Below are 20,327 nucleotides of genomic sequence, written 5' to 3'. Positions count from 1 at the left end.
GCCGGATGAGACGAATAACAACGAAATCGAGTGTGAGTTTAGCACGCAGCAACCTCATCACCCCGCGCGGTGGCCGCCGCGGTCAGGCAGCGCTCAGCCGCGGCCGCGCTTGTGCGAGGGAGCAGGCTCCGCGTGGGGGCGGCGCGGCACCGGCCGCACCGGTTCGCCTCGCCGCTCCTGACCGGGGAGCGGGCGCGACCGGCGGCCGTACAGCAGCTCCGACGAGTCCAGCAGCCAGGGCACGAGGGCGATCGTCACGCCGTGCACCAGCATCAGCTTCTTGCGGATGCGGCGGGCCTTGTGGTTGTGCAGCATCGACTCCCACCAGTGCCCCACGATGTAGATCGGCGTGTAGACCGTCACCACCTCCGAACCGTGCTCGGCGCGGTGCTTCATGATGTACTTCGCCAGCGGTACCGCCACGTCGCGGTAGGGCGACTCGATGATGTTGAGCGGCACCTCGATGTTCATGCGCTGCCAGTCGGCCTCGAGCTGGGCGGTCTGCTCGTCGTCGATCGAGAGGTGCACCGCCTCGATCGAGTCGTGCCGGGCGGCGATCGCGTAGTCGAGCGCCTTCAGCACCGGCTTCTGCATGCGGCCCACCAGCACGATGGCGTGGTCGCCGGTGGCGCCGAAGGTGGTGGTCGGGTCGACCTCCACCTCCTTGTTCACGTCGCGGTAGTAGCGGTTCACGCCCATCATCAGGATGAACAGCACCGGCATGATGGCGAACACCAGCCAGGCCCCGTGGGTGAACTTCGTGATGGTCACCACGATCAGCACGACGGCCGTGAACACGGCGCCCACCGCGTTGATGGCGAGGGAGCGCACGACCTCGCCCCGGTTCGCGCAGCCCTCGCGGAGCATCCGGAGCCAGTGCCGCACCATGCCGGTCTGGCCGAGCGTGAACGACACGAACACGCCGATGATGTAGAGCTGGATGAGCTGGGTGAGGTTGGCCTGGTAGACGATCAGGATGGCGGTGGCCGCGAGGGCCAGCACGATCATGCCGTTCGAGAACACGAGGCGGTCGCCGCGGGTGAGCAGGGCCTTGGGGGCGTAGGAGTCTTTCGCGAGCACCGAGCCGAGCAATGGGAACCCGTTGAAGGCCGTGTTGGCCGCAAGCAGCAGCACGGCGGCGGTGGCCGCCTGAATGACGAAGAACAGGATGGAGTTGTTGCCGAACACGGATGCCGCGACCTGCGCCATCAGGCTGCGCTGCGGGGTGGTGGCGCAGTCGGCGAAGCCGATCAGGTGGCAGGCGTTCTCGGCGTAGTGCACGTTCGAGATGAGCGCGAGAGCCGTGAGCCCGGCGAACAGGCAGATGGCGATGGAACCCATCAGCACCAGCGTGCGCTGGGCGTTCTTCACTTTGGGGGCGCGGAAGGCGGGCACGCCGTTCGAGATGGCCTCGACGCCCGTGAGGGCGGAGCATCCGCTCGAGAAGGCCCGCAGGAGCAGCAGCACCATGGCCGCCTGGGTGAGCTGCTCGGCCTGCACCTGGTAGCCGGCCGACTCGGAGACGGGCGCGTCGCCGAGGGCGGTGCGCACGAGACCGGTGACGATCATCAGCGCCACGCTGCCCACGAAGATGTAGGTGGGGATGGCGAAGGCCTTGCTCGACTCGCGCACGCCCCGCAGGTTCACGGCCATCAGGATGATGACGAAGCCCACCGCCAGCTCCACCCGCAAGGGGTTCAGCTGCGGGATGGCGCTGATGATGTTGTCGACGCCCGAGGCCACCGACACGGCCACCGTGAGCACGTAGTCGACCAGCAGAGCGGATGCGACGACCAGGCCGGCCTTCTCACCCAGGTTCTTGTGCGCCACCTCGTAGTCGCCGCCGCCGGAGGGGTAGGCCTTCACGAGCTGCCGGTAGGAGGCCACCACCACCACGAGCAGCAGGATGACCGCGGCCGCCACCCAGGGCGCCAGAGTGAGGAAGGAGAGCCCGCCGATCAGCAGGATCATCAGCAGTTCCTGCGGCGCATAGGCCACGGAGGAGAGCGGGTCGCTGGCGAAGATGGGGAGCGCGAGACGCTTGGGCAGCAGCTGCCCGTCGAGCTTGTCGCTCGGCAGCGGGTCTCCGATGAGCCAGCGTTTTGCCGAGCGGGTTTCGTTGGCCACGAGTGAGAACACTACTCGCGGCCAACACAGAGTCAAGTCGGGCGAGGGGCGGGTTATTCCCGCCCCTCGCAGAACGGCCAGGTGTCAGTTGTCGCCCGGGATGTCGCTGTCGGTGTACTCGCCCGATTCGGGCTCCGGCTCGATCACGTTCTCGGCCTCGGTGTCGGTGTACTCGCCGTCGCGCTCGCCGCGCTCGTTCCGCTTGTCGGTCATGAGATCCTCCTCGATGTCGTCGCCGTCGTCGCCGTGGCGATCTGCTCGCGAAGCTACCACCCCGCCCGGCTCCGCGACCACACCCCGCACAGATGTGCAGGCGCGACGGCACCCCGGGCGGTTTTCGCGCCCGGGGTGCCGTGGTGTCTTCTCGCGTGGGCCGTTCGCGTGGGCCTGCCAGGTCAGCGGGGCAGGAAGTCCCGCAGCTGGTCGTAGACGGCGGGGGTGATGGTGGCCGGGCCGCCCAGCACCACGATGCGGGTGGGCTTCAGGCGCTGCAGCTCGGTGGAGGTCGAGTCGGGGATCGCGTCGGGCCGCACGAGCAGCACGGGGCCGCCGGCCGCCGCGGCGAGGGGGCCGCCCGGGAGCGCGTCGGAGAAGACGGTGCCCGAGGCGATGTAGACCGTCGAGGCGCCTCCACTGAACACGTTGGCCGAGATGGCCGCGGCGGCCGCGAAGCGGTCGGCTCCTGCGATCCTCGTGGTGGGAGCCAGGTCGTCGAGCTGTGCCTCCACCTTCGCGCTGACCGAGTTCTCCCCACCCAGCACCACGATCATCGGGGGCGCGAGCCGCGTCAGCTCGGCGGCAATGACGTCGGGCACGGCGTCGCGGGTGACCAGCAGAACGGGCCCGTTCTGCTTCGCAGCCGCGGCGGCACCCGAGAGGGCGTCGGGGAAGTTCTCGCCCGACGCCACGAAGACCACCCCGGGCTTCGTGCCCGCGGGGTACCCGTCGGCCGACACGGCCGCCGAGACGGCGAAGCGATCGGCTCCGCCCAGCCGGGTCACGGGTGCGATGCCGCCGAGGGAGCCTTCGACACCCGCGCCGACGGATGCGGTTCCGCCGAGCACGATGATCTTCTTGGGCTTCAGGCGTACCAGCTCGGCGGTGACCGAGGCCGGGACCGCGTCGCGGGTGACCAGCAGCACCGGGCCGCCCTTCCGCCCGGCGATGGCCGAACCCGAGAGGGCGTCGGGGTAGTTGGCGCCCGAGGCCACGTAGGCCACGTCGACGCCCGGAGCGAACTCCGAGGCCGACATGGCGGCCGACCCCTCGAACCGGTCGACACCGCTCCGCCGCGACAGCGGCGCCGTGGCATCCAGATCCATCACGTCGACCGAGTTCGTGGAGCTGGTCGCGACGTAGGCGCGCCGGTGAGCCGCGTCCACGTCGATCGACGCCCCGCGCGGATGCGCGAGCGTGCGGACGACGGCGAGAGATCGCACGTCGATCGCTGTGATGTTGTTGGTCACGGAGACCCAGATCTGCCCGCCGACCGTGTCGAGACCGACCGCGAATGGCTGATCGCCGATGCCCGTGATCACCTTTTCGACGGCGTCGGTGAGGGTGTTGACCACGGAGACCGTCTTCGAGCCGTTGTTGACGACGAAGGCGCGGTGCGAGGCGGCATCGGCGACCAGCTCGGCAGGATACTCACCGATGCCGTCGGATGCCTGGGGGAGCACCTTGGTGACGGAGTCCGTTCGGGTCGAGAAGACCGAGACGCTGCCGTCGGCCCAGTTGGTGACGTACCCCTTGTGGAGTGCCGTGTCGATCGAGATGCCCATGGGCGAGGTGCCGATCCCGGCAGCGGAGTCGTGGGGGATGACGGAGGAGACGGCCCTGGTCGCGATGTCGATCACCGATACGGTGCCGTCGAGGTAATTGAGCACGTAGGCCTTGCCCAGTTCGGAGTCGACGTCGATTCGGCCGGGCTGATTTCCGACCGGGATTGCTTTCAGGACGGCGTTTCTGCCTCCGGGAGCGACATCGACGATCGTCACCGTATTAGCCAGCGAATTCGAGATGAAGAGCAGATGCCTCGCGGTGTCGATGGCGACGGCGGTCGGGCCGAAACCTCCTGACGCGACCCCGGCGGGGATCGTCTCGATCACGCTCTCGGTCGCCGTGTCGATCACGGAGACCGTGCCGTTGCCGATGTTCGCGACATACGCTCGCCGAGCATCGGCGTCGACCGCGACCGCAACCGGATTGGCAGCCGCGGTGGTGGCAGGGATGGGGATCGTCGCGACGACGAAGTTCGTCGCGGAGGCGGAGGTCGCTGCCAGAGGAGCGACGACGAGCCCGAGGGTGAGGGCTGCGGCCACAGCGGTGGCCCGTCGGATGGAGGGTTTCATCGGCCCAGAGTAGCGGAGTAAACCTCAGCTTACGAGGGGGATGCGAGACTTACTCGCGAATGACGTCGGCGGGGGACTTGTCGGGGCGCCAGCCGCGCCAGGAGGGTTGGCGGAGCCGGCCCGTGGCCGTCCACTCCGCGAACGACACCTCGCCCACGAGTGAGGGTGTCACCCAGACCGCGTCGGAGGCGTCGGCGCGGGGCACGTCGTCGAAGGGGCTCGTCTTCCGCTCCAGGCGTGTGAGACGGGAGGTGATCTGCTCGAGGTCACGCTCTGAGAAGCCCGTGCCCACGCGGCCCACGTACCGCAGCCGGCCGTCGCCGACGGGCACTCCCATCAGCAGCGATCCCACCTGCGACGCACGCCGGCCCTTGCCCGGGCGCCAACCGCCGATCACCACCTCCTGGGCGAGGTGGTGCTTGAGCTTCAGCCAGGCCCGGGAACGCGCGGTCGTGTACGTGCTGTCGCGGCGCTTGGCCATCACGCCCTCGAGGCCGAGCTCGCGGCTGACGGTCATCGCGTGCTCGAGGTCGCCGTCGAACGCCGGCGGCACGTGCACGGGCCCGTCGTCGGCCGGCGCCACCCGGCTCAGGATGCGCCGCCGTTCGTCGTACGGCTCCGACACCAGCGACGAACCGTCGAGCTCGAGGATGTCGAACACCAGCAGATCCACCTTCACCGCAGCACGGGCCGCCTCGACCTCGCGCGGCTTCGACAGGCCCATCCGCTGCTGTAGTCGGCCGAAGCTGGGGCGCCCGGACTTCTCGAGCGCGACCACCTCCCCGTCGAGCACGAGCGACCTCTCGGGGTAGAGGCGTGCGAGTGCTTCGGTGAGTTCGGGGTAGGCGGCCGAGACGTCGTTGCCGTTGCGGGTGTGCAGGGTGACCGCGCCGCGGTCGACGCGGGCGATGGCGCGGATGCCGTCCCACTTCATCTCGAAGGCGAACTGCGACTCGTCGTCGAGGTCTGTGGGCGAGGCCAGGGTCGCGAGCATCGGCGTGTAGTCCCGCGCCGCGCCCTCGGGAGGCGAAGCCTTCTGGCGAGCCCGAGCGGCCGGCCGCTCGGCGCTGGCGTCGCTGCGACGATCCACTGGATCGTCGCTTCCAGCTCCAGCGCGCATCCGGTGCATCAACCAGTTCTTCGCATCATCCCCGCCCCGCCCGGTGTGGATCAGCGCCACCTTGCGGGCATCACCGAGCCCGCCCGACGGCTGGCCGTGCAACGTCACGATCACCTCGCGGCCGTCGCGCCACTTCTCGAGATCGTAGGTGCCGGAGTCCCAGATGGTGACGTTTCCGGCCCCGTATTCCCCTGCGGGAATGCTTCCTTCGAACGAGCCGTACTCGAGCGGGTGGTCTTCGGTCATCACCGCGAGGTGGTTCTGACCCGGGTCGTCCGGAACCCCCTTCGGCAGCGCCCACGACACGAGCACGCCGTCGTGCTCGAGCCGGAAGTCCCAGTGCAGGCGCCGCGCATGATGCTCCTGGATGACGAAGCTGCGGCCATCCGTCGACGTGGGGGCCGACGACGGCACGGGCTCGGGCGTCTTGGCCTGGTCGCGCTTGGAGCGGTAGACGGCGAGGCGGTCGTCGTCGTGGGAGGAGCCCGACCCCGACTCCGTCAGCGGGTCCTCCCGCTCCCGCATACGTTCGAGCACCTCGCCGAGCTCGAGCTGTCGCAGGCCGGGCGACTCCAGTTCCTCCCAGGTGCGCGGCACGGCCACCGTCGGCCTCGACCGCCCGCGCAGCGAGTACGGGCAGATCGTGGTCTTGTTTCCGTTGTTCTGACTCCAGTCGACCAGCACTTTGCCCGTACGCAGCGCCTTCTTCATGTCGCTCACCACCAGGTCGGGATGGTCGGCCTCGAGCGCCCGGGCCAATTCATGAGCGACCGCCGAGACCTGCTCGCTCGACTGCGAACCGTCGAGCGGTGCATAGAGATGGATGCCCTTGCTGCCGCTGGTGACCGGCACGGGTTCCAGGCCCATTCCCGTCAGGATCGAGCGGGCCAGCGCGGCCACCTCCACGCATTCCGGCAGGCCGGCGCCCTCGCCCGGGTCGAGGTCGATCACGAAGCGGTCGGGGTTCTGGCGGCGGCCCCGCGCATCCACCCGCCACTGCGGCACGTGGATCTCGAGTGCCGCGATCTGCGCCAGCCAGGCGAGCGTCGCGGCGTCGTTCACCAGCGGGTACACGTTCACGTGGTCGGAGTGCTGCACGTCGACGCGCCTGACCCAGTCGGGGGTGCCCTCGTCGAGGTTCTTCTGGAAGAACACCTGACCCGGATGCCCGTCGGTGCCCACCCCGTGCACCCAACGCTTGCGGGTGGCCGGCCGGTCGCGCGAGTGTGGAAGGAGAACGGGGGCGATCTCGGCGTAGTAACGGAACACATCCGCCTTCGTGGTGTCGGTCTCGGGATAGAGCACCTTCTCGAGGTTCGTGATGCGCAGCCGGTGCCCGCCCACCGTGACGGTCTGCTCGTTCGACGTCGACGCCATGTCCTCATCCTCCTCTCCGGCCTCCGGGGCCGGTAGGCCTTCCGGTGAGGGCCCGATGCGGGGTCTAATTGGTCATGCGATCCATCTGGAAGGGCGCCATCACATTCGGGCTCGTCAACGTGCCCGTTAAGGTCTACTCGGCGACCGAGGACCACGACATCTCGCTGCACCAGGTGCACGACGCCGATGGCGGGCGCATCCGGTATCAACGCCGCTGCGAGATCGACGGCAAGATCATCGAGTACGAGCACATCGCCCGGGCCTACGACGACGGCGACCGAACGGTCATCCTCACCAAGGAAGACCTCGCGTCGCTGCCCGAGGAGCGCAGCCGCGAGATCGAGGTGGTGGAGTTCGTGCCGAGCGAGCAGATCGACCCGATGATGTTCGACAAGAGCTACTACCTCGAGCCCGACTCGAAGTCGCCCAAGGCCTACGCTCTGCTGCGCAAGACGCTCGAGACCACCGATCGCACGGCCGTGGTGCACTTCGCCCTGCGGCAGAAGACCAGGCTCGGTGCGCTGCGGGTGCGCGGCGACGTGCTGGTGCTGCAGACGCTGCTGTGGGACGACGAGGTGCGCGAGGCGGCGTTTCCCTCGCTCGACGAGCCCACGCGGGTGTCGTCGCAGGAGCTCGAGATGGCGATGTCGCTGGTCGACCAGTTCTCGAGCGACTTCGCGCCCGAGAAGTTCACCGACGAGTACCAGGAGCAGTTGCGCACCCTCATCGACGCGAAACTCGCCCAGGGCGACTCGCTCGACACCGACGAGACGTTCGGCCGCGAGCCCGGAGAGAGCGACGACGCGGGCGAGGTGCTCGACCTGATGGAGGCGCTGCGCCGCTCGGTCGACAAGAGCCGCGCCTCCTGAAACCAGGTCCGTCACTTTTCGCCCCAAAACGGCGGCTATGGGGCCGAAAGTGACGGATCTGGGGTGCGAAGGCGGATGCGGGCCGCCCCGGTAGAATTCAGGCATGCCTGCATCCCGTCTCGATTCCGTCATCGCCCTCGCCAAACGCCGGGGGTTCGTGTTCCCGACCGGTGAGATCTACGGCGGCACCAGGTCGGCGTGGGATTACGGGCCTCTCGGCGTGGAGCTGAAAGAGAACATCAAGCGCCAGTGGTGGAAGTTCATGGTGCAGTCGCGCGACAACGTGGTGGGGCTCGACTCCGCCGTCATCCTGCCGCGCCAGGTGTGGGAGGCCTCCGGCCATGTCGAGGTCTTCTCCGACCCGCTCGTGGAGTCGCTGCACACCCACAAGCGCTACCGTGCCGACCACCTGCTCGAGGCGTATGAGGAGAAGCACGGCCACCCGCCCGTGAACGGGCTCGCCGACATCCGTGACCCCGACACCGGGCAGCCGGGTTCGTGGACCGAGCCGAAGAACTTCTCAGGCCTCATGAAGACCTACCTCGGCGCCGTCGACGACGAGGGCGGCATGGCGTACCTGCGGCCCGAGACCGCTCAGGGCATCTTCGTGGACTTCAACGCGGTGCTGAACAGCTCGCGGCAGAAGCCGCCGTTCGGCATCGGCCAGATCGGCAAGAGCTTCCGCAACGAGATCACGCCCGGCAACTTCATCTTCCGCACCCGCGAGTTCGAGCAGATGGAGATGGAGTTCTTCGTCAAGCCGGGGGAGGACGAGGAGTGGCACCAGTACTGGATCGACCAGCGCTTCCAGTGGTACACCGACCTCGGCATCGACCCCGAGAACCTGCGCCTGTTCGAGCACCCCGCCGAGAAGCTCTCGCACTACTCCAAGCGCACCGTCGACATCGAGTACAAGTTCGGTTTCACCGGCAGCGCCTTCGGCGAGCTCGAGGGTGTGGCGAACCGCACCGACTTCGACCTCACGACGCACTCGAAGGCCTCCGGAACCGACCTGTCGTACTTCGACCAGACCACCGGCGAGCGGTGGACGCCGTACGTGATCGAGCCGGCCGCCGGGCTGACGCGCTCGCTGATGGCCTTCCTGGTCGACTCGTTCCACGAGGACGAGGCGCCCAACACCAAGGGCGGTGTCGACAAGCGCACCGTGCTGAAGCTCGACCCGCGCCTGGCTCCCGTGAAGGCGGCGGTGCTGCCGCTGTCGCGCAACGAGGCGCTGTCGCCGCTCGCCCGCACGCTCGCGGCCGATCTGCGGAAGAACTGGAACGTCGACTTCGACGACGCGGGAGCCATCGGCCGCCGCTACCGCCGCCAGGACGAGATCGGCACGCCGTTCTGCATCACGGTGGACTTCGACTCGCTCGACGACAACGCCGTGACCGTGCGGCAGCGCGACTCGATGGAGCAGGAGCGCATCTCGCTCGATCGCCTCACGGGCTACCTGGCCGAGCGCCTCGTCGGGGCCTGACCGCCCGCCGAACCGTCGCGAACCGCCCTTTGCGGGCCCCGAGAGGGCGATCTGCGACGGCTCGGCGGCGTCGAGGGGTCGGGGGCGTCGAGGGGTGGCCTCAAGGGGTGGGGTCAAGGGGTGGGCGTTGGCCCGGGGGCGCCGTCGACGGAGTCGAGGGTGCCGAAGAGCTGCCCCTGCGAGGACTGCGTCTCCATCAAGGCCGCGTACGCCTCGGCATAGGTGTCGGGTTCGGCGGTGCCCGACGTGCCGTACTTGGCGATCAGCAGCCCGAGCAAACCCTTCGCCGGGTTGCTGATGGGCTTCGCCCGTTGCGCCTGGGAGGTGCCGTCGAAGCTCACCTCGGGGTTCGGCGGTGAGTACTGCGGCATCGTCTGCGGCCAGTCGGTCGCGGGCCGAGGCGCCGTGAGGTTCACCGCGTCGAACATGTCGCGAGACTCGGCGTCGCGGCGGGTGAGCGGCTTCAGCCCGTGCAGCTTCGTGAGCGTGGCGATCACCGAACCGTGGTCGTGCAGCGAGTTCACGATCGTGTTCTTCGCCGTGTAGGCCGAGATGGCGAGGGCCGGCACGCGGCAGCCGAGCCGGTCGAAGGTGAACTCCATCTCGCCCGGCTCACCCGTGGTGGGCGGCACGGCCGAGGGTGGCGGCACGTGGTCGTAGGTTCCGCCGTGCTCGTCGAAGGTGACGAAGAGCATCGTGTTCAGAGCGTTCGAGCCCGCGGCCGAATCACTCGAGCGGATGGCCGAGTACACGGCGTGCAGCAGGGCGTCGGCCGCCCGGGCATCCGAGAGGGCCCCATCGATCACCACGTCGCCGTCGACGGTGGCGTCGTCGCTCTCGCGCAGGGTGCCGTGCGGCGGATGCATGTCGTTGTGGTTGTAGATCATCCGCGGCTCGATGAAGGCGTAGTCGGGCAGGTCGCCGTTGGCCACGTCGTCGTAGAACTGCTCCATCACGCGGAAGTTCGTCTTCCAGTAGGGCTCGAGAACCGGGGCGTGCAGCACCCCCGTCATGGAGACCAGCTGGGCGGCGTCGTAATAGACCCGCCAGGTGAGCCCCGCATCCTGAAGCCGGTTGAAGATGGTGGGAGCACTCGCGCTGTCGGCATCCAGCCACTTCTCGTAGCCGCCGTCGCCCTTGTTGGTGACGTAGCCGTGCGAGGTGGAGGCGTGGAAGAACACGCGGTTGCAGAAGGTCTGCGAGGGCACGGCGCTGTGCCAGTGGTCGAACACCGCGAAGCTCTTGGCGAGCGTGGAGAACACGGGCAGCATCTCGGGGGTGAAGCCGCCCATCGCCGTCTCGTATTCGGCGCGGCCGGGCTCCTTCTTGTTCTTGGTGATGTGCCGGTAGTTGATGATGTAGTCCTGAACGAAGCCCTTCATAGTGGGGGACTCGTTCGGGCCGGGGGCGTTGTAGGGGTACTGCAGGCCGTTGGCGTGCAGGTCGCTGTTGCCGTCGGGGTCGACCTTCTGGAAAAGCTGCGTGTTGACGTGCGAGTACTCCTCGCCCGGGTCGGGGTTGGGGCTCTGCATGATTTCGTCGGTGGAGCCCGAGTAGGGACGCGCCTCGATCTCCTCGTCGGTGCCCGGCACCGGGTTCGAGCGTCGGCCCTGGAAGAGTCCCTCGAACGACTGCCCGTCTTTGAGCTCCTCGTTCTTGTACAGCCAGCCGAAGAGGTTGTCGAACGAACGGTTCTCGTACATCAGCACGACGAGGTGATCGAAGCCGGGCTTGACCTCTTTGGTCTCGGGCGCGAAGTCGAGGTTCGACTCCTGCGCGTAGACGCCGGCTCCGATGGCGGCGCCGCCGAGGCCTCCGGCGGCGGCACCCGCGGCGCCCACGGCGGCGGCCTTGAGGAACGCGCGGCGCGAGGCGACGGCGCCCGCGGCATCCGGAGCGGCGGGGCTCGGGTGCAGGGGTTCGCGGCGGTCGGGGTGTCGGTCGTCACGCCGCCGTCGGCCGAAGGGAGCCATGCTCCGACGTTACTACCCGGGGCTGACGCCGGGGCGTGAGACGGTGGGGGGCATCGGTCGTGACGCCCACAGCAGCACCCCCGCGACCACCGCCCCGAGCCCGCCGATCGCCATGTCGCCGATGGTGTCGCCGTACTCCACCGAGATCGCCGGGCTCACGTAGGTCTTGCCGAGCCACTCGATCATCTCCCACACCGCGCTGCCCGCGAGCCCGAACGTCGCACAGAAGACGAGCGACGTCGCGAGCGAGAACCCCTGGCTGCCCGGGGCGGCCAGCATCCCCACCCGCGCCAGCAGGAGGTACACCAGGGCGGCGATCACGCCGGTGCAGGCGAAGTGCACCACGAGATCCCACCACCACACCCGGGTGTAGAGGTCGAACACGTTGCTCCACGCGGCCACGAGCAACGTCACCCCGTAGCCGATGTCGAACAGCGGATGCACGCCCACGAACCGCGGTACGAGCAGCGCCGGCAGAACCAGGGCGAGAATCCCCGCGTCGGTGACGCTCCAGCCCACGAACGCCGCGACGACGCTGAGCAGTCCGACCACCCGCACCGCGTCCGCGACCCATTCGGCAGCACCGTGGGGCCGCCGCAGGAATCGTGCGATCACGACGCCGCCGGCATCCGAAGCACCACCTGCACGGGCAGATGGTCGGAGCCCCAGCCGCCGCCGTAGCGCTGCGGATTGATGCCGGCGCGCACCACCTCGACGTCGGCCGTGGTGGCCACCCAGTCGATGCGCTTGCGGCCGAGCCGCGGGTCGCCGTAGTTGGGGAACGAGCCCCACTCGGGCGTGAGGCGCGACTCGGCGACGGCGTACGCATCCCGAAGCAGCCCGCCGCTCAGCAGGGCGCGCAACGGGGTGGTGGCCTCGCCGCTGTTGAGGTCGCCGGTGACGACCGCGGGCAGGCCGCTCGCCGCCACGAGGGCGTGCACCGCCTCAGCCGAGCGCACGCGGGCGTGGCGCGAGAGGTGGTCGAAGTGCGTGTTCACGGCGAGGAAGCGCGCTGAGGTGGCCCGGTCGCGGAACTGCGCCGCCACCAGCACGCGCGGCACCCGGTTGCCCCAGCCGGTGGATCCGGCGACATCCGGTGTGGCCGACAGCGCCTGCTGCCGCCACTCCAGCAGCTCGAGTCGCGCGGTGTCGTAGAACAGCGGGCAGCCCTCGCCCCGACGATCGGCCGAGCGCCCGTACCCCACCGATCGGTAGTGCTCGCCGAGCGCGTGGCGCACGAAACCCATGGTCGCCGGCATCGCCTCCTGCACCCCCAGGATGCTCGGCCGCTCGGCCTCGAGCAGCGCCCCGAGGTGTGGTCGCCTGGTCTCCCAGCGGTCGGGGCTCCGGCGCCGCATGCTCGGTATCGGCCGGCGGATGTTGTACGTCATGACATGCAGCTCGGGCGGTCCGACGGGGCCCACGAGGGGCGTGGCCGCCAGGTGCCGGGTCATCGGCGCAGCGCCTTGCGCATCTCGATCTCGCGGCTGCGCGGGTCGAGCGGGTACGGCCGGGTGGCCCCGGTCTCGATGAAGCCGCGCTTGGCGTAGGCCGCCCTCGCCCGGAGGTTCTCTTCGTGCACTTCGAGGGTGAGGGAGTCGCCGCGGCCCGCCGCCCAGGCCTCGATGCGGTCGAGCAAGGCATCCGTCACCCCGGCCGGCCCACGGTGCGAGGGCGCGACGTACACCCCGAAGAGGTAGGCCCCGGATGCGCCGCGCGGCACCGAGGAGAGCATGGTCGCCACGAAGCGGCCGTCGGGCACCTCGGCCACCACCGTGATGGCGTGTCCGCTCGAGCCCTCGCGCGCCTTGGCCCGCCACTCGCCCTCGCTGCGCCGCTGGGCCTGCTCGAGGGTCTCGAGGTAGGCCAGCGGGGTGTCGCGCAGCATCTCGAGCCGGAGCCGGCGCACCTCGGGCCAGTCGGCCTCCACGGTGCGCCGCACGGTGACGAGCGCGGGCGCGGGCGCGGGCGCGGCCGCGCCAGGAATGGTCGGCCCCCGTGGAGCGGCCAGCACCCGGGGCGCGGGCGGAGTGCTCGGCCCCCGTGGAGCGGCCGGCGTGCTCGGGCTGGTCGGCGTGCCTGGGCCGGCCGGCGTGCTCGGGCTGACGGGCCGGGCGTCTGCGGCGGGCCGATCCGCTGGGCCGAGGTCGAACATCCTCCGACTCTAGGCCGATCCCCCCACGCCTGCCCGCCCGCCCATCCACCCTCACCAAGTGTTGCGTCGCGAGAAGTCGCCTTCAGCAGCGCCTGAGCACGACTTCGCGCGACCCACCGCGGGCCGCCGGGGTGGGGCGGCAGAATAGACGCATGGAACCCGCTTTGCACATCACTGGCGATACGGCGGCCGACGAGTTGCTGTCGACCGATCCGCTCGCCATCCTGCTCGGAATGCTGCTCGACCAGCAGATCGCCATGGAGACGGCCTTCGAGGGGCCGAAGAAGATCCGCGACCGCATCGAAGGGCCGTTCACCGCCGAGAACCTCGCCGCCTACGATCCGGATGCACTGGTCGAGGTCTTCCGCCAGACGCCCGCCGTGCATCGGTACCCGGGGTCGATGGCCGGCCGCGTGCAGGCGCTCTGCGCGGCGCTGGTGCAGGACTGGGGTGGTGACGCGGCCGCGCTCTGGGCCGAGGTGCCCGACGGAGCCACCCTGCGCAAGCGGCTCGAGGCCTTGCCGGGGTTCGGCGCTCAGAAGGCGCGCATCTTCGTGGCGCTGCTCGGCAAGCAGTACGGGGTGACGCCCCCGGGTTGGCGCGAGGCCGCAGGCCCCTATGGCGAGGAGGGCTCGCACCGCTCGGTAGCCGACATCGTCGACCCCGAGTCGCTGGCCCTCGTGCGCGAGACCAAGCGCGCGGCCAAGGCCGCCGCCAAGTCCTGAGCCTCCCGTCCGACCCGGCGCCCGACCTGCCCACGCCAGCGCGCCTCCAGCGCCCCCAGCGCACCCGGCCTGTCCGGCACGCCCGGCCCAGCTGGTAGCCGCACGGATTCCGGGTGCCGTGCCCGTGGGAGCGTCGGAACCCGCGAGGAGTGCTCGGCCGCCTGTGGCATCGGCCGTGCGCGCCTCAGGCGGGCCCGGAACCGGCGGCGGACGCGGTCGTGACGGGGGCCGGAGATGCGGTAGCCGCACGGGATCCAGCCGCCGGCGCCGTGGGGGCGGCGGTACCCGGCTCGGGTGCCCGGACCGCTCCCGGCGCGCCGCGGCGGGCAACACGCGCAACCCGGCCCGCGGAAGACGCGCTGCGGCGGGTACCCCGTGCGGCCCGGCCCGCGGCCGGCGCAGCACGGCCCCTGGCCGGCGCGGCGCGGTGCCTCCCCGCGAGCAGCGGAATCGTGACCCCGCAGAGCGGCCCGATGAGCAGCGCGAACGCCAGCGTGCCGAACCCCACGTCGCCCCCGAGCAGCCAGCCGGCCCCCAGCACGGTGGCCTCGACCAGGGTGCGCCCGAGCCAGATCGGCCAGCCCAGCCGGCTGTGGATGCCCGTCATCAGCCCGTCGCGCGGCCCCGGCCCGAAACGCGCGCCGATGTAGAGGCCGCTGGCCACCGCGAGCAGCAGCAGCCCCGCCGTGAACGACAGCACCTGCAGCAGCAGGTTCGGGGGCGCCGGCAGCAACCACAACCCCACATCGATGAACGGTCCGAGCAGCAGCACATTGGCCACCGTGCCGAATCCCGGCCGCTGGCGCAGGGGAATCCACAGCAGCAGCACGGCCAGCCCGATCAGGCTGGTCAGCAGTCCGATCGAGAGCCCGGTGCTCAGCGACAGTCCCTGCGAGAACACCGTCCAGGGTGAGATGCCGACGGCCCCGCGGATCATCAGCGCGTCGGCGAAGCCGTACAGAAAGAGGCCGACGAACAGGCGAAGAAGCCGCAAGGGCAGACGATCGAGCATGTGGCCATCCAATCTCACAATTGGCTTGATGCTCTAGGGCCAATATGGCTAAAGTGGCGTCATGTCAGACCAACGCATTGGAACCCGAAGCCTCATGGCCTTGCTCGGTGACTGGCGACGCTCGTCGGCGGGCCCGTCGTATCTGGCGCTGTTCGACCGCATCCGGTTGCTGGTGCTCGACGGGCGCATCGCCACGGGCACCCGCCTGCCGGCCGAGCGCGACCTGGCTCAGGCGCTCGGCGTCAGCCGCACCATGGTCTCGGCCGCCTACCGCGAGTTGCGCGAGGCCGGCTACACGCAGAGCGTCCGCGGGTCGGGCAGCGTCACGCGCCTGCCCGGCCGCGTTCCGGTGGCGGGTACGGATGCGCCGGACGACTTCATCGACTTCTCCAAAGCGACGGCCCCCGCCTACCCCGGCCTGCACGCGGCCACCACCCGGGTGATGGACGAGTTCGCCGTCGAGCTCGGAGGTACCGGTATCGATCCGTTCGGAGCCACCTCCCTGCGTCAGGCCGTGGCCGATCGCTACACGGCCCGCGGCCTGCCCACGAGCGTCGAGCAGGTGATGATCACCATCGGCGCCCAGCACGCCATCTTCCTGCTGGCCAGAACCCTGCTCGCCCGCGGCGACCGCGCGGTGGTGGAGCTGCCGAGCTACCCGCACGCGTACGAGGCGCTGCGGGCGGCCGGGGCGCGGTTCGTGCCCGTGACGGTCACGGCACCGGGCGACGGCCGACGAGGAGGGGTGCCGGGCGACGGGATGCGCGGCTGGGACGCCGCGGGACTGGAACAAGCCTTCGCCCGCACGAGTCCCACGCTCGCGTACCTCATGCCCGACTTCCACAACCCCACGGGCGAATCGATGCCGGCGGAGCTGCGCAGCCAGGTGCTCCGGCACGCCTCCCGGCAGGGGTCGCTCGTGGTGGTCGACGAGACCACGGCCGAGCTCGACATCGACCGCGCGGAGTCGTTCCTGCCGTTCGCCGCCTACGGCGATGCCGACACGGCCGCCTCGGCGATCCTCGTGGGGTCGGTGGGCAAGACGGTCTGGGCCGGCCTCCGGGTGGGCTGGGTGCGCGCGGAACCCGCGATCATCCGCAAGCTCGCCGGGGCCCGGTTCGCGGGCGACCTCGGCACGCCGGTGCTGGAGCAGCTGATCGTGGCCGAGCTGCTGCGCGACTTCGAGCCGGTGCTCGCGGTGCGTTCGGCCCAGCTGCGCGAAGGGCGGGACACCCTGCTCGGCATGCTCGCGGAGGCGTTTCCGAGCTGGCAGGTGCCCGCCATCGACGGCGGGCTCGCAGCCTGGGTGAACCTCGCGGCGCCGGTGAGCTCGCAGCTCGCTCTGGCGGCGCGGGCGCAGGGGTTGCTCATCACCGCCGGCCCGCGGTTCGGCATCGACGGTGCGTTCGAGCGGTTCCTCCGGGTGCCCATCGTGTATCGCCCGGGCGACCTCGAGCGCGGGGTGCGGGCGCTCGGCGCGGCGTGGGAGTCGGTGGCGCAGACGCCGCAGTTCGGGGCTGCCGACCTCTACTCCGACGTGGTCTGACCCGCGCCGCGGCGCGGGGGTGGAGCGGGGTGGGGGCTAGCCGAGCGCGGTGAGGCGCAGCACGAGCGACTGCTCGGGAGCCAGCAGCGGCAGGGGCAGGCCCACCACTGCGAGCTGTCGCCCGGCGGCCACGACGCCGCCCTCCGCCCACCAGGGCGGAGGCGCATCCTGAATCAGCCGGGGGCCACCGCCGAGCAGCACCGGCTCCACCCGGTACCGCCGCGACTCGTCGAGCCCGGGGAACGTCACCGGGGCCGGCACCGCCTCGCGGGTGGCCGCGACGGTCACCACGGCGAAGAGCGCCTCGCGCCGGTCGGGGGCGACCACCCCGTGCACCCACAGGGCGGGGTCGACGCTGTCGGCGCGCACGACGGTGCCGGTGCGCAGCAGCTCGCGCGAGCGCTTGTACTCGGCGATCCACTCGGCGACGGATGCGCGTTCCGCGACGTCTGCGCGCGTGAGGTCCCACTCGATCCCGGCGTGCCCGAAGAGCGCCGTGGCCAGGCGGAACGACAGCGCGTGCGTGCGCCCCGTGGTGTGCGCCGTGGCCGCCCCGAGGTGGGCGCCGAAGTACTCCGGCGGCACGAGCAGCGAGGTCCAGCGCTCGATGGCCTGCCGCTCGAGCGGGTCGTTGGTGTCGCTCGGCCAGACGCGGTCGGTGCGCGCCATCACGCCGAGGTCGACCCGGCCGCCGCCCGAGGAGCAGGACTCGATCTCGAGGCCGGGGAAGCGCTCGCGCAGCGTGTCCATCAGCCGGTAGGTGGCCGTGGTCTGACGGTGGGCCGATCCGCCGAGCAGGTCGCGGTTCTGGTCCCACTTCAGGTAGGCGATCGGGTATTCGCGCAGCAGTGCCACCAGCTGGCCGAGCACGTGCTCGAAGGCCTCGGGGTTCGCCAGGTCGAGCGCGTACTGCCAGCGCCACGACAGGGGCGCGGCGGCAGGAACCGACCCGTCGAACCCGATCACCCACTCCGGATGCGCGCGGGCCACCTCCGAATCCAGGCTCACCATCTCCGGTTCCACCCAGAGACCGAAGTCCATCCCGAGGCTCGTCACGTGGTCGATCAGCGGATGCAGCCCGGCGGGCCACTTGTCGGGATCGACCACCCAGTCGCCGAGTGCCCGCCGGTCGTCGATGCGGCCGAGCATCCAGCCGTCGTCCAGCACGAAGCGTTCCACGCCCACCGCGGCGGCGGCATCGGCCAGGGCTTCGAGCGTGTCGAGGTCGTGGTCGAAGTACACGGCCTCCCAGGTGTTGAGCATCACCTTGCGGGGCTCGGGCCCGGTGGGCGCCTGAGCGCGGGCGTAGCCGTGCAGCCGTGCGGTCAGGCCGTCGAGGCCCTCGGTCGACCAGGCGGCCACCAGCCACGGCGACTGGTAACCGGCGCCGGGCTCGAGCACGATCTCGCCGGGGGCGAGCAGTTCGCCGCCGCCGAGGGTCTGCCAGCCGGTGGCCTGGGCGTCGACGAAGAGGCGCTTGTCACCCGACCAGGCCAGGTGCGCGGCCCAGACCTCGCCCGAGCGGAAGCCGAAGCCGGGGGTGCCGGCCACCATCACGAAGGCGTCGTCGTGGCCCGGCCGGCCGTGCCGGCTCTCGCGGAGCCAGGTGCCGTGCTCGACGGCGCGGCGCTGGGGCTGACGTTCCCGCGGCCAGCGGCCGGTGAAGTCGAGCACCTCGCGGGCGCGTCCTGGCAGGGGCAGGCCCGTCTCCACGCCGTCGAGGGCGAAGGGCGTGTCGCCGAGGTTGTGCACCGAGGTGCGAATGCGCAGCACGCCGTGCTCGGTGAGCTCGAGGTGCACCTCGACCCGAAGCGGATGCCCGGAGTGGGCGGAGGAGGGCGAGGCGGCAGGGTCGCGCGGGATCAGCACGACCCGGAGCGCGCTGTCGCCGAGAGTGTCGACGTGGTCGAGCCCCAGCGCCGCGGGTGCGAGGTCGACAGCACCGGCTCCGGCAGGCCCCGAGCCGGCCGCGGTGACACCGTGACCCGTCAGCCCGGGCCGAGACGACCATCCGTCGCGGAGGGCCGGAAGAAGTGTGGGCCGCAGCGGCTCGTCGATCGAGCTCGGTGCGACGGCCGGCACGAGCGAGTCGGCGAACGACTCCAGCTCGGCAGGGGAGAGGGCGCCCAGGTCGGCGCCCCAGTGCAGGAGGGCGGGCACGCCCGTGCCGCGGGCATCCAGCACGATGCTGGAACCCGCGGCACGGAGGTGATGAACGGCTGAGATCACTCGGAGACGGGGATGCTCTGCGCCTTGAGGGCTGCGATCGTCTTCTCCTGGCCGGTGGTCAGCGCCTCGCCCAGGGTTCCGGTGCCACCCAGCACCTGGCCGAAGCCGTCGGCCACGTCGGCGTAGGTCTGCGTCATGGTCGGACCCCAGGTGAAGTCGGGGTTGACCTCTCCGGAGGCCTCGGCGAACACGTCGTAGATGGGCTGGTCACCGTAGAACGCTACGCCCTGCTTGAGCACGGGCAGGTTCAGGCCGTCCTTCGTGGCCGGGTACAGGTTGGCCTCGGTGTTCAGTGCGGTCAGCGCTTCGGGGTCGGTGTTCAGCCACAGGGCGAACTTCGCGGCCTCGTACGGGTGCTTGCTGCCCTTGAGCACGGCGGTCGACGATCCACCCCAGTTGCCCGCGGCGTTCTCACCCGCGTTCCACTGCGGCATCGGGGCCACGGCCCAGTTGCCCGAGGTGTCGGGAGCGCCGCTCGAGATCGAGTTCGCGCCCCAGACGGCCGAGATCCAGGTCCAGTCGGAGCCGGTGTTGTAGGCGTTGTTCCACTCGTCGGTCCAGGCCGGAACCTTCGACACGAGGCCGTCGCCGATCAGGCCCTGCCAGTAGTCGGCGACCTTGGCCGACTCGGGGGAGTCGAGGGTCACGTTCCAGGAGTCGCCCGAGTTGCTGAACCACTGGCCCCCGGCCTGCCAGACGAGACCGGCGAACCAGTTCACGTCGTTCTGCGGGAAGTTGGTGATGTAGCCGCCCTGGTCGCGGATGCTCTTCGCGGCCGACGCGTACTCCTCCCACGTGGTGGGCACGGGGATGCCGGCCTTCTCGAAGAGGTCCTTGCGGTAGTACATGGCCATCGGGCCGGTGTCCTGCGGCACGGCGTAGACGGCGTCGTCCTCGCCGAAGGTGACCTGGTTCCAGGTCCAGTCGATGAACTGGTCCTTCGAGTCGAGCACGCCGTCGCACGCGGCGATGTTCTCCAGGCCGTCCTGCACGCGGAAGTTCGGCAGTGCGTCGTACTCGATCTGGCCGAGGTCGGGCGCGTTGCCGGCCTCGAGCTGGTTGAAGAAGTTCTTGTAGGTTCCGCCGTTGCCGTTCGGGCCGGTCTGCACGGTGACCTGGATGTCGGGGTTCTTCTCGTTCCAGAGGTCGACGACCTTGTCGATGCCGGGGATCCACGACGTGAAGCTGAGCTCCACGGGACCGTCGGCGGGGGCGCAGTCGGCGGCGGCCGTGTCGGCCGATCCGCTGCCGCTGTTCGAGGCGCAGCCGGTGAGCGCGATGGCGCTGAGCACACCGAGCGCGACGATGCGCATGCTGTTCTTGCGGGGCATGGTTTCTCTTTCTGTGGGGTGGTGGT

15 protein-coding genes are annotated in these 20,327 nt (G+C 70.3%); 4 read left to right on the top strand and 11 right to left on the bottom strand.

What is annotated here, in order from left to right; translation table 11 throughout:
- Positions 1–93: 93 nt before the first annotated feature.
- The 4 genes from ACEXOR_RS07530 to ACEXOR_RS07515 all read right to left on the bottom strand — a co-directional run bounded on the left by ACEXOR_RS07530 (position 94) and on the right by ACEXOR_RS07515 (position 6,975).
- Positions 94–2,127, bottom strand: coding sequence for an APC family permease (locus ACEXOR_RS07530; RefSeq protein WP_374848857.1), 2,034 nt, complete (start codon positions 2,125–2,127; stop codon positions 94–96).
- 84 nt (positions 2,128–2,211) lie between these two features.
- Positions 2,212–2,340: a hypothetical protein gene (locus ACEXOR_RS07525; protein ID WP_374848856.1), complete on the bottom strand. Its 129-nt coding sequence runs from the start codon at positions 2,338–2,340 to the stop codon at positions 2,212–2,214.
- A 182-nt stretch (positions 2,341–2,522) separates the two neighbouring features.
- Positions 2,523–4,478 (bottom strand): cell wall-binding repeat-containing protein, encoded by a 1,956-nt coding sequence (locus ACEXOR_RS07520; protein ID WP_374848854.1) that lies wholly within the window; start codon positions 4,476–4,478, stop codon positions 2,523–2,525.
- Between the two features lie 49 nt (positions 4,479–4,527).
- Complete coding sequence (locus tag ACEXOR_RS07515) at positions 4,528–6,975, bottom strand: ATP-dependent DNA ligase (protein WP_374848853.1); 2,448 nt, start codon at positions 6,973–6,975, stop codon at positions 4,528–4,530.
- Positions 6,976–7,049: 74 nt separating this feature from the next.
- Between ACEXOR_RS07515 and ku the strand changes: the two genes are divergently transcribed.
- Together ku and ACEXOR_RS07505 are read left to right on the top strand one after the other, a co-directional pair.
- A complete protein-coding gene (ku, locus tag ACEXOR_RS07510) occupies positions 7,050–7,844 on the top strand; it encodes a non-homologous end joining protein Ku (RefSeq protein ID WP_374848852.1) in 795 nt (264 codons plus the stop codon).
- A 103-nt stretch (positions 7,845–7,947) separates the two neighbouring features.
- The gene (locus ACEXOR_RS07505) at positions 7,948–9,330 is read left to right on the top strand and encodes a glycine--tRNA ligase (RefSeq protein WP_374848851.1); all 1,383 of its coding nucleotides are present in this window, start codon (positions 7,948–7,950) and stop codon (positions 9,328–9,330) included.
- Between the two features lie 113 nt (positions 9,331–9,443).
- Here the strand turns inward: ACEXOR_RS07505 and ACEXOR_RS07500 are convergent, their stop codons facing one another.
- Genes ACEXOR_RS07500 through ACEXOR_RS07485 form a run of 4 tightly spaced genes read right to left on the bottom strand, consistent with a single transcriptional unit; the run spans position 9,444 to position 13,458 of the window.
- Complete coding sequence (locus ACEXOR_RS07500) at positions 9,444–11,303, bottom strand: alkaline phosphatase family protein (RefSeq protein ID WP_374848849.1); 1,860 nt, start codon at positions 11,301–11,303, stop codon at positions 9,444–9,446.
- Positions 11,304–11,315: 12 nt separating this feature from the next.
- A complete protein-coding gene (locus ACEXOR_RS07495; RefSeq protein ID WP_374848848.1) occupies positions 11,316–11,918 on the bottom strand; it encodes a DUF2238 domain-containing protein in 603 nt (200 codons plus the stop codon).
- Complete coding sequence (locus ACEXOR_RS07490) at positions 11,915–12,757, bottom strand: endonuclease/exonuclease/phosphatase family protein (protein WP_374848847.1); 843 nt, start codon at positions 12,755–12,757, stop codon at positions 11,915–11,917. The genes ACEXOR_RS07495 and ACEXOR_RS07490 overlap by 4 nt, the downstream gene beginning before the upstream one ends.
- The gene (locus tag ACEXOR_RS07485; protein ID WP_374848846.1) at positions 12,754–13,458 is read right to left on the bottom strand and encodes a GNAT family N-acetyltransferase; all 705 of its coding nucleotides are present in this window, start codon (positions 13,456–13,458) and stop codon (positions 12,754–12,756) included. The genes ACEXOR_RS07490 and ACEXOR_RS07485 overlap by 4 nt, the downstream gene beginning before the upstream one ends.
- A 152-nt stretch (positions 13,459–13,610) precedes the next feature.
- Between ACEXOR_RS07485 and ACEXOR_RS07480 the strand changes: the two genes are divergently transcribed.
- Entirely contained in the window at positions 13,611–14,183 is a 573-nt protein-coding gene (locus ACEXOR_RS07480) for an HhH-GPD-type base excision DNA repair protein (protein ID WP_374848844.1), read from the top strand.
- Between the two features lie 184 nt (positions 14,184–14,367).
- On the opposite strand, the gene yczE is transcribed toward ACEXOR_RS07480, so the two are convergent.
- Positions 14,368–15,195: a membrane protein YczE gene (gene yczE / locus ACEXOR_RS07475; protein WP_374848843.1), complete on the bottom strand. Its 828-nt coding sequence runs from the start codon at positions 15,193–15,195 to the stop codon at positions 14,368–14,370.
- Between the two features lie 61 nt (positions 15,196–15,256).
- Between yczE and yczR the strand changes: the two genes are divergently transcribed.
- On the top strand, positions 15,257–16,741 hold the full coding sequence (gene yczR, locus ACEXOR_RS07470; protein WP_374848842.1) for a MocR-like transcription factor YczR: 1,485 nt from the start codon (positions 15,257–15,259) through the stop codon (positions 16,739–16,741).
- 36 nt (positions 16,742–16,777) lie between these two features.
- On the opposite strand, the gene ACEXOR_RS07465 is transcribed toward yczR, so the two are convergent.
- A complete protein-coding gene (locus tag ACEXOR_RS07465) occupies positions 16,778–18,970 on the bottom strand; it encodes an alpha-galactosidase (RefSeq protein WP_374848841.1) in 2,193 nt (730 codons plus the stop codon).
- Positions 18,967–20,301 carry an ABC transporter substrate-binding protein gene (locus ACEXOR_RS07460; RefSeq protein ID WP_374848840.1) on the bottom strand — a complete coding sequence of 445 codons (1,335 nt, stop codon included), beginning with the start codon at positions 20,299–20,301 and terminating at the stop codon, positions 18,967–18,969. The genes ACEXOR_RS07465 and ACEXOR_RS07460 overlap by 4 nt, the downstream gene beginning before the upstream one ends.
- Positions 20,302–20,327: the final 26 nt, after the last annotated feature.

The sequence above is a fragment of the Herbiconiux liangxiaofengii genome (assembly GCF_041927335.1).
Classification (GTDB): Bacteria; Actinomycetota; Actinomycetes; order Actinomycetales; family Microbacteriaceae; genus Herbiconiux; species Herbiconiux liangxiaofengii.
Note: the sequence above shows the minus strand (reverse complement) of the source record. Positions and strands in the feature narration are given on the sequence as shown.

Bases quoted from the DNA above. Each gene is read 5' to 3' on its own strand.
- ACEXOR_RS07525 (WP_374848856.1), bottom strand. From the start codon at position 2,340: ATGACCGACAAGCGGAACGAGCGCGGCGAGCGCGACGGCGAGTACACC.
- ACEXOR_RS07520 (WP_374848854.1), bottom strand. From the start codon at position 4,478: ATGAAACCCTCCATCCGACGGGCCACCGCTGTGGCCGCAGCCCTCACC.
- ACEXOR_RS07515 (WP_374848853.1), bottom strand. From the start codon at position 6,975: ATGGCGTCGACGTCGAACGAGCAGACCGTCACGGTGGGCGGGCACCGG.
- ku (WP_374848852.1), top strand. From the start codon at position 7,050: ATGCGATCCATCTGGAAGGGCGCCATCACATTCGGGCTCGTCAACGTG.
- ACEXOR_RS07505 (WP_374848851.1), top strand. From the start codon at position 7,948: ATGCCTGCATCCCGTCTCGATTCCGTCATCGCCCTCGCCAAACGCCGG.
- ACEXOR_RS07500 (WP_374848849.1), bottom strand. From the start codon at position 11,303: ATGGCTCCCTTCGGCCGACGGCGGCGTGACGACCGACACCCCGACCGC.
- ACEXOR_RS07490 (WP_374848847.1), bottom strand. From the start codon at position 12,757: ATGACCCGGCACCTGGCGGCCACGCCCCTCGTGGGCCCCGTCGGACCG.
- ACEXOR_RS07485 (WP_374848846.1), bottom strand. From the start codon at position 13,458: ATGTTCGACCTCGGCCCAGCGGATCGGCCCGCCGCAGACGCCCGGCCC.
- ACEXOR_RS07480 (WP_374848844.1), top strand. From the start codon at position 13,611: ATGGAACCCGCTTTGCACATCACTGGCGATACGGCGGCCGACGAGTTG.
- yczE (WP_374848843.1), bottom strand. From the start codon at position 15,195: ATGCTCGATCGTCTGCCCTTGCGGCTTCTTCGCCTGTTCGTCGGCCTC.
- yczR (WP_374848842.1), top strand. From the start codon at position 15,257: ATGTCAGACCAACGCATTGGAACCCGAAGCCTCATGGCCTTGCTCGGT.
- ACEXOR_RS07460 (WP_374848840.1), bottom strand. From the start codon at position 20,301: ATGCCCCGCAAGAACAGCATGCGCATCGTCGCGCTCGGTGTGCTCAGC.